This is a genomic window from Acinetobacter sp. GN11 (assembly GCF_054823985.1).
The window spans coordinates 1-7,620 of the sequence record NZ_JRVL01000069.1; the positions used below are offsets into that span (position 1 = coordinate 1).

General features: G+C 41.1%; 8 protein-coding genes. 2 read left to right on the top strand and 6 right to left on the bottom strand.

Annotated features, from left to right (window positions below):
* Positions 1-36: 36 nt before the first annotated feature.
* A complete protein-coding gene (locus NL42_RS08255; RefSeq protein WP_461312408.1) occupies positions 37-1,170 on the top strand; it encodes a TDT family transporter in 1,134 nt (377 codons plus the stop codon).
* 81 nt (positions 1,171-1,251) lie between these two features.
* Entirely contained in the window at positions 1,252-1,818 is a 567-nt protein-coding gene (locus NL42_RS08260; protein WP_003655810.1) for a 5'-methylthioadenosine/S-adenosylhomocysteine nucleosidase family protein, read from the top strand.
* A 35-nt stretch (positions 1,819-1,853) separates the two neighbouring features.
* Here NL42_RS08260 and NL42_RS08265 read toward each other — a convergent pair whose 3' ends face one another.
* The 6 genes from NL42_RS08265 to NL42_RS08290 form a co-directional block, all read right to left on the bottom strand.
* A complete protein-coding gene (locus NL42_RS08265; protein ID WP_003655809.1) occupies positions 1,854-2,474 on the bottom strand; it encodes a TetR family transcriptional regulator C-terminal domain-containing protein in 621 nt (206 codons plus the stop codon).
* Between the two features lie 259 nt (positions 2,475-2,733).
* Entirely contained in the window at positions 2,734-3,534 is an 801-nt protein-coding gene (locus NL42_RS08270; RefSeq protein ID WP_461312409.1) for an ABC transporter ATP-binding protein, read from the bottom strand.
* Positions 3,535-3,547: 13 nt separating this feature from the next.
* On the bottom strand, positions 3,548-4,345 hold the full coding sequence (gene ssuC / locus NL42_RS08275; RefSeq protein ID WP_005308906.1) for an aliphatic sulfonate ABC transporter permease SsuC: 798 nt from the start codon (positions 4,343-4,345) through the stop codon (positions 3,548-3,550).
* Positions 4,342-5,517 carry an FMNH2-dependent alkanesulfonate monooxygenase gene (ssuD, locus tag NL42_RS08280; protein WP_005308909.1) on the bottom strand — a complete coding sequence of 392 codons (1,176 nt, stop codon included), beginning with the start codon at positions 5,515-5,517 and terminating at the stop codon, positions 4,342-4,344. The genes ssuC and ssuD overlap by 4 nt, the downstream gene beginning before the upstream one ends.
* 26 nt (positions 5,518-5,543) lie before the next feature.
* Positions 5,544-6,527 carry a sulfonate ABC transporter substrate-binding protein gene (locus NL42_RS08285; RefSeq protein ID WP_461312410.1) on the bottom strand — a complete coding sequence of 328 codons (984 nt, stop codon included), beginning with the start codon at positions 6,525-6,527 and terminating at the stop codon, positions 5,544-5,546.
* A 72-nt stretch (positions 6,528-6,599) separates the two neighbouring features.
* The gene (locus NL42_RS08290; RefSeq protein WP_461312411.1) at positions 6,600-7,568 is read right to left on the bottom strand and encodes a sulfonate ABC transporter substrate-binding protein; all 969 of its coding nucleotides are present in this window, start codon (positions 7,566-7,568) and stop codon (positions 6,600-6,602) included.
* Positions 7,569-7,620 lie beyond the last annotated feature (52 nt).

A 7,620-nucleotide genomic window follows, 5' to 3' on the forward strand; every position in this document is an offset into this window, starting at 1 on the left:
CTATATCTTTATCCACTCTTTGATTAGAGAACTAAGATGAAAAAACCTTTTTACCAATTAAATCATAGCAAAGATGTTATACGACATTTTACCCCAAATTGGTTTACAGCGACTATGGGTACTGGTGTGGTCAGTATGATTTTAATTCAGCTTCCATTCGCTCAATCATTTTTATTCACGCTAGCAACTTTGTTATGGCAATTTAATATTGTCCTATTTAGTGTTTTTTCTGCTCTCTATTTATTGAGGTGGCTTCTTTTCCCCCATGAAGCGAAGCAAATATTTAACCATCCCAATATGAGCTTGTTTTTAGGGGCTATTCCGATGGGACTGGCTACAATATTGAATGGCTTTTTAAGCTTCGGTATCGGGCTTTACGGTGAAGTTGCGATACATATTGCTCAAGCTTTATGGTACGTCGATGTCTTTTTAGCACTATCAATTGCGTGGATCGTGCCGTTTTGTATGTTTAGCCGTCAGAATCATCAGCTACATACGATGACCGCAATCTGGCTATTACCTGTGGTTGCATGTGAAGTAGCAGCGAGCTCTGCGGGCATGTTGGTAGCACATTTACCGGCGGATTTGCATAGCTTTCATTTATTAATGGCTGGTTATGTGCTTTGGGGAATCTCTGTTTTACCGGCATTCGCTATTTTGACAATTTTAATGTTGCGTATGGCTTTGCATCAATTACCTGAAAAAGAAGTCGCGATTTCTAGCTGGCTCTCTTTAGGCCCAATTGGTACAGGTGCTTTAGGATTATTGTTGCTAGGGCAACAGGCACAAAGAGTGGCACCAAATGTAGGATTTGACCAATTCGCGAATGTCTTTCAAGCTTTAGGAATTGTGGGTAGTCTGGTGCTTTTAGGTTTCGGGTTATGGTGGCTTGGTCTAGCAATCTTAACAACGCTTCGTCATGCCAAGACAGGTATTCCATTCAACTTAGGTTGGTGGGGCTTAACCTTTCCATTAGGCGTATTTATTTTGGCGCTATTTAATTTAGGACATCAGGTTGAAATTGTATTTTTACAATACGTTGCTGTGGCATTGAGTCTTTTATTATTGGCAATGTGGGGCGTTGTAATGAAGAAAACGCTAGCAGGAGCATATAGTGGTCAACTGTTCTTCTCTCCATGCTTAATCGCTTTACAACAAAAAATGCAGTGATTATGAAAAGGTGCAAAAAGCTTTTGCACCTGATTTATACTTATTTTCTAATTTTATTTAATTTTGATTTGAGCTTTTTGAATGAACACTGATATTGCTTTAATTATGGCACTTCCTAATGAATCTAAAGGTTTATTTGAACAGGCAGGTGTTGAAGTCCATTACAGTGGTATTGGCAAGATTAATGCTGCTTTTAAAGCATTTGAGGTTATTCAAAAAACAGGGTGTAAAACTTTAATAAACCTAGGTACAGCTGGTAGTTCTGCATTTAATCGACATGATTTGGTCGAGGTGAAGACTTTTGTACAACGAGATATGGATGTTTCACCGTTAGGGTTTGAAGTAGGTGTAACGCCGTTAGATGATCACTTGCCAGCTGAAATTCACCTTCAACCACATTTTGCTGATTTGCCAAAGGGGATTTGTGGTACTGGCGATTCATTTGAAACAGGCCAGCCAAAGGTAGCTTGCGATGTGGTGGATATGGAAGGTTATGCTTTAGCCAAAGTCTGCCATAAGCTAGGCGTACGCCTGATTTCGGTGAAGTATATTACTGATGGGGCAGATGACACTGCACATGTGGATTGGGAAGAAAATTTATTATTAGGTGCCCAAAAACTTTTGGCGCTTTATCAAAATCATTTCTAAAAAAAGATCGGCAAATTTGCCGATCTTTTTTTGTTTTAACGAGGCAATACGCCGTAGAGCATCAGGTGGACTGTATGCTCAATTGAACGTTGGAACATGCTTCGGTTACGAAGTGTTTTTCCAGTCACCATTTCCATTTGGGTTGCAAAATCTGCATAGTTTTGCGTAAGGCCCCAAATATTTAAGATTAATAATTCTGGATCGATATCTGGTGAAATCTTTCCTTCTTCTTGCCAAGTCTGAATGACTTTAGCTTTGCGCTTAAATAGTTTTTTTAATGGTCCTTTGAGTATAGGTAAAATATGCGGAGCGCCTTGAATTATTTCTAATGCAAACAATCTAGATGCTTTCGGTTGGCTACGAGACAGTTCGATTTTTTGTATTAAATAGTGAGATAAGGCTTCGGCTGGTTCTAATTCAGATTCTAAAGTTTGTAAGGGAGCCAACCATTTTTGTAAAACAGTTGTGAGCACTTCTACGTATAAAGACTCTTTATTTTCGTAGTAATAGAAAATATTCGACTTATGCATGTCGGCGAGTTGGGCAATTTCATCCAGACTTGCGCCAGTGAACCCATAGACTGAAAATACGTCAAGGGCGGCAGCAAGAAGCTGATTGCGCTTTTGGGTACTCTTTTTTTGTTCCATCTGCTGCATAATTAAAAAAATAGTATTCCCATTGTAAGGTAAATTGTTTGATTTGTGCACAGGTGTCTTGCTTTTTTAATCAAAAAACGGCTAGTTATTTGCGTAATAGATATACTATTGTGCAAAAAATAGAGAGATTCACTAGTTTATTGTTATTCTTAAAAATATTTTTTAAATTTCGCTCTAAAAAAGAGCAATAAAACAGCAGTTTTATTGCTCGTAAATTGTGCATTTTTCGGTTGAACAGTTCTCATTCTTTATCGCAACCTTAAGTTGCCAGAACTGCATCGAGTACTTGTTGCTCAAGTTGGGAAAAACTAATACTTTTTTTACGGGGGCGTGGCAAATTAACGTGGAAACTTTGAGCGATTTGACCCTTATCTAATAAGATAATACGGTCGGCCAATTGCACTGCTTCACTTACATCGTGTGTCACTAAAATGGCAGTGAAACCTTGTTCTTTCCATAAGCGCTCAATCAAGCTTTGCATCTCAAGCCGAGTTAGAGCATCTAATGCACCTAAAGGCTCATCTAACAATAAAATACGCGGCGTATGAGATAATGCACGTGCTAAGGCTGTACGCTGACGCTGTCCACCAGAAAGTTGTGAAGGCCATTGTCCTGATTTCTCTTTTAAACCCACTTTTTCTAGTAATTCTTGTGCTAAAGCATGTTGAGCTTTAGGCAAACCCAGTTGAACGTTTTGAATAATATTTCTCCAAGGAAGCAAGCGTGGGTCTTGGAACATTACTCGAATATCATCGTTAGTAATGCCTTCACGCAAATGTCGAGCAGATTTGAATTTGATTTCCCCAAAACTGGCTTTTTCAAGTTGGGCAATTAAACGTAGTAACGTACTTTTACCACAGCCACTTCGACCAACAATTGCTAAAAACTCACCAGGCTGGATGTGTAGGTCAAGATCTTCAAGGACTTTTACCTCGCCATAGAATTTATAAAGTTGCTCAATCAGAATCTCTGCACCTAATACAGGTTCTTGAGATTCTGTTGGTTCTTCCGGAATGAGCTGCACTTCATTCTGATTAATATTTAAATTCAGATTTGTCATGTTCTAAGCTCCCTTATTTCTGATATCCAGAGTGCCAACGTAGTAAATAGCGTTCTAAAAGCTGGGCTAAAACATCGGCCAGTTTGCCTAGTAAGGCGTAAAGAAGAATACCGACCAGAACTACATCTGTTTGTAAAAACTCACGTGCATTCATGGTCATATAACCAATACCTGCTTGAGCTGAAATGGTTTCAGCGACAATGAGCAACACCCAAACCAAACCTAAAGCAAAGCGTAGACCTACTAAAATAGAAGGCATTGCACCTGGCAGAATAATTTCTTTGTAAAGTTGCCAGCGGGAAAGGCCGTAACTTTTACCCATTTCGATCAATTGTGGGTCAACTGACCGAATACCGTGATAGGTATTAATATAAATCGGGAAGAAAACACCTACTGCGACCAAGAATAATTTCGCTGTTTCATCAATACCGAACCACAAGATTACAAGTGGAATAAGTGCTAATGCTGGGATGTTACGAATCATTTGCAGAGTCGTATCAAGCAGGGTAGAGGCGAAGCGTGAAGAGCCATTAAGTAAACCTAAGAGTAGGCCTAAGCCACCACCAACCAAAAGACCAATCAAAGCGCGACCAGCACTTACCTTAACGTGATGCCATAATTCGCCGCTAACGAGTAGATGCCAAAAAGCGGAAACCACAGCAGTTGGTGCAGGCAAAATACGGTTCTCTAAAAGACCCGAACTTGAGGCAATTTGCCAAACAACCAATAGAACAATTGGGAAAATCCAAGGCAGCAAACGCTGCCCGATTTGTTTTGTTCCACGTGAAACAATACTTTCATCTTTGCTCATGCAGGCTCCTTGACGGAACTATTTTGCTTCTTCTCGTCTGGAACATAGTTGTTGGCAATAATTTCACCGAATGGACCGGTTAAATTTGGCTGAGCAAGTTTAGCGCGAGTTTCGATTGGTAATAACGGGAAGACCAACTCTGCAAAACGGATCGACTCTTCAAGATGTGGATAGCCCGAGAAAATAAAAGTATCGATACCTAAATCTGCATATTCCTGAATGCGGGCAGCAACTGTTTCTGGATCACCTACAAGTGCTGTACCAGCACCGCCACGGACTAAACCAATACCTGCCCAAAGGTTTGGAGATACTTCAAGTTTGTCACGGTTACCGCCGTGTAGCGCAGCCATACGTTGTTGGCCTACAGAGTCCATTTGTGCAAATTTTTTCTGTGCTGCAGCAATAGTTGCATCATCAAGATATTGAATAAGTTCGTTCGCTGCTGCCCAAGCTTGTTCGTTGGTTTCGCGAACAATCACATGCAAGCGAATGCCATAAGTTAATTTACGACCTTTAGCCTCAGCTTTGGCACGAACATGTTCGACTTTTTGTTTAACTGCTTCTGGTGGTTCACCCCATGTAAGGTAAGTATCGACTTGCTCAGCTGCAAGATCGACCGCGACGTCTGAAGAACCGCCAAACCAAAGTGGTGGATAAGGCTTTTGAACAGGTGGGTAAAGTAGTTTTGCATCGTCTACTTGTAAGCGTTCACCGTGGAATGTAAAAGCTTCACCCGTATGTGAACGCGTCAAAATTTCACGCCAGATTTTTACATATTCATTGGCAGTTTGATAACGCGTTGAGTGATCTTCATATAAGCCATCGCCGCGTAGTTCGGCCTCATCACCGCCAGTCACTAGGTTGAGTAACACGCGACCATTCGACAAGCGGTCAAATGTTGCAGCCATGCGAGCTGCCAATGCTGGTGTTGTTACTCCTGGACGTAACGCAACTAAAAATTTAAGGTGTTGAGTTGCATCAATCAGGCTAGCCGCCGTAATCCAAGGATCTTCACATGAACGACCTGTTGGAATAAGTACACCTTCGTAACCTAAATTATCTACCGCCACAGCAATTTGCTTCATATAGGCATGGTCAACCTGACGAGCGCCTTTACTTGTACCTAAATAGCGACTATCACCGTGGGTAGGAATAAACCAGAAAATTTTCATGTGCATTACCTATATGTCTATTGAAATTACTTGGCAATCCAAACAGCTTGTTTGATGCTGATTGGTTTTGGAATGATGCCTTGTTGAGTAAAGATGTCTGCGAGTTGCTGCTGCTCAGCAATCACTTTGCTGTTCAGCGGAGCGGCTGAAGAAGGACGAGGACGGCGTTTAATAAATAAGTCACTGGTTGCAGGCTTTAGTCCAGTGCTTTGGCCAATGGCTGTTGCCGTTTCTGCTTGATGGGTTTGAACCCATTTGTCAGCTTGATTAATTTGTTTGATGAGTCCAGAAACAGCTTTCGGATGTTGTTTAACAAAATCTGGAGCTGCTAAATAAAATGTATAGTTCGGGCTTAAGCCTTTACCTGATGCAAGAACTCGAGCTTGATCTTCTAGTTGTGCTGAAGCGAAGTAAGGGTCCCAAATGGCCCATGCATCAACGGCACCTTTTTGAAATGCTGCGCGAGCATCGGCAGGTGTAAGCCAGATCGGAGTAATGTCACTCCAGTTTAGGCCTGCTTTACGTACAGCTTGTACAAGTAAGTAATGTGAGCTCGAACCTTTTTGCAGCGCAATACGTTTGCCTTTAAGGTCTTTAAGTTGTTTTAGCTGCGAGCTCTTAGGAACTAAAATTGCTGATGCTAGTGGTTTAGCTGCTTCATAGGCAATATAATATAAAGGCTTTCCAGCTGCTTGTGCGTAGACTGGAGGAGTGTCCCCAGTAACTCCGACATCAAGGGAGCCGACAGCCAAAGCTTCTAAAATTTGTGGTCCAGCAGGAAACTCATTCCAAGTAACTTTGGCATTTGGAAATTCTTGTTCAAATAGTTTTTGCTGTTTGGCAATCGCAAAGTTAATCGAACTTTTTTGAAAACCAATACGAAGTTCTTTTACAGTTGGATCAATTGCCCAAGCTGGCGCTGCGATTGTTAAACCTAATACAGTGACTGCACTGATGCGTTTAGCGAATTGTACCCACTGACTCGTATTAAATAATGACTGATGTTGCATATCGATATCCTTGTTCCCCTTGAGGTCAGGCACAGCATTTATAGGATTATTTAAGCCGTGCCCAAGCTGGGTTTATTTCAGTTTTAAAATGGCATCTTGAATGGTGAGCTTGTTAGGAATGAGCTTTTGCGCATAAAAGGCATCAGCTACTTGTTGTTGTTCTTGTGCCACCTTGTCAGAGATTGGTTGAACTCCAAAACCCATACGTGAAATGGAAGTTTTGAGTACATCAAACTCAAGTGCTGTAGGTTTTTCGAGTAGTTTGGCAGCTTCATCCTGATGTGAACTCACCCATTCAGTTGTTTGGTTAAGGATTTGCACAACTGTATTGAGAACTTTTGGATTATTTTCTGCAAATTTACGGTCAGCTAGATAGAACTGATGATTGCTTACTAAATTTTCACCTGTTGCTAAAACTCGAGCTTGAATTTGATGTTCAGCTGCTGCAAAGAACGGATCCCAAATGACCCATGCATCTACTGCACCTTTTTCAAAGGCAGCACGAGCGTCTGATGGCGGTAAATAAACTGGTTGAATATCACTTAAGCTTAAGTTGTTGGCTTCTAAAACTTTTAATAATAGGTAATGAACATTCGAACCTTTATTAAGAGCAACACGTTTGCCTTTTAAATCTTTAATGGAGTGGATTGGAGAGTCTTTTTGTACCAATAATGCTTCGGCTTTTGGCGCAGCAGGTTGGTTTGCGACATAGACTAAATTTGGATTGGCAGCTTGAGCAAAAATAGGTGGTGCTTCACCTGCTTCACCGAGTGAAACGCTCCCTACATTTAAGCCTTCAAGCAACTGAGGGCCAGCAGGAAACTCGACCCATTTTACTTGCACGCCTTGTTCTTTTAGTACTTTTTCTAGGTCACCACGAGCCTTTAAAATAGGAAGAATGCCATATTTTTGATAGCCAATATTTAAAGTTGTGGTGGCCTGTTCCTCTTTTTTGGCACAACCACTTAACATCATCACTCCTGCAAGGCTGGCTGCGATGACTGAATATTTTGCCCATGAAGTGGTGTTGAAAAGTGCCATGAGATTTCGTGCTCCCCGAAAGAGAAAAAGAAAAAATAATTGGATGAGCAGA

Bases quoted from the DNA above. Each gene is read 5' to 3' on its own strand.
- NL42_RS08270 (WP_461312409.1), bottom strand. From the start codon at position 3,534: ATGACAAATCTGAATTTAAATATTAATCAGAATGAAGTGCAGCTCATT.
- NL42_RS08255 (WP_461312408.1), top strand. From the start codon at position 37: ATGAAAAAACCTTTTTACCAATTAAATCATAGCAAAGATGTTATACGA.
- ssuC (WP_005308906.1), bottom strand. From the start codon at position 4,345: ATGAGCAAAGATGAAAGTATTGTTTCACGTGGAACAAAACAAATCGGG.
- NL42_RS08265 (WP_003655809.1), bottom strand. From the start codon at position 2,474: ATGCAGCAGATGGAACAAAAAAAGAGTACCCAAAAGCGCAATCAGCTT.
- NL42_RS08260 (WP_003655810.1), top strand. From the start codon at position 1,252: ATGAACACTGATATTGCTTTAATTATGGCACTTCCTAATGAATCTAAA.
- ssuD (WP_005308909.1), bottom strand. From the start codon at position 5,517: ATGAAAATTTTCTGGTTTATTCCTACCCACGGTGATAGTCGCTATTTA.
- NL42_RS08290 (WP_461312411.1), bottom strand. From the start codon at position 7,568: ATGGCACTTTTCAACACCACTTCATGGGCAAAATATTCAGTCATCGCA.
- NL42_RS08285 (WP_461312410.1), bottom strand. From the start codon at position 6,527: ATGCAACATCAGTCATTATTTAATACGAGTCAGTGGGTACAATTCGCT.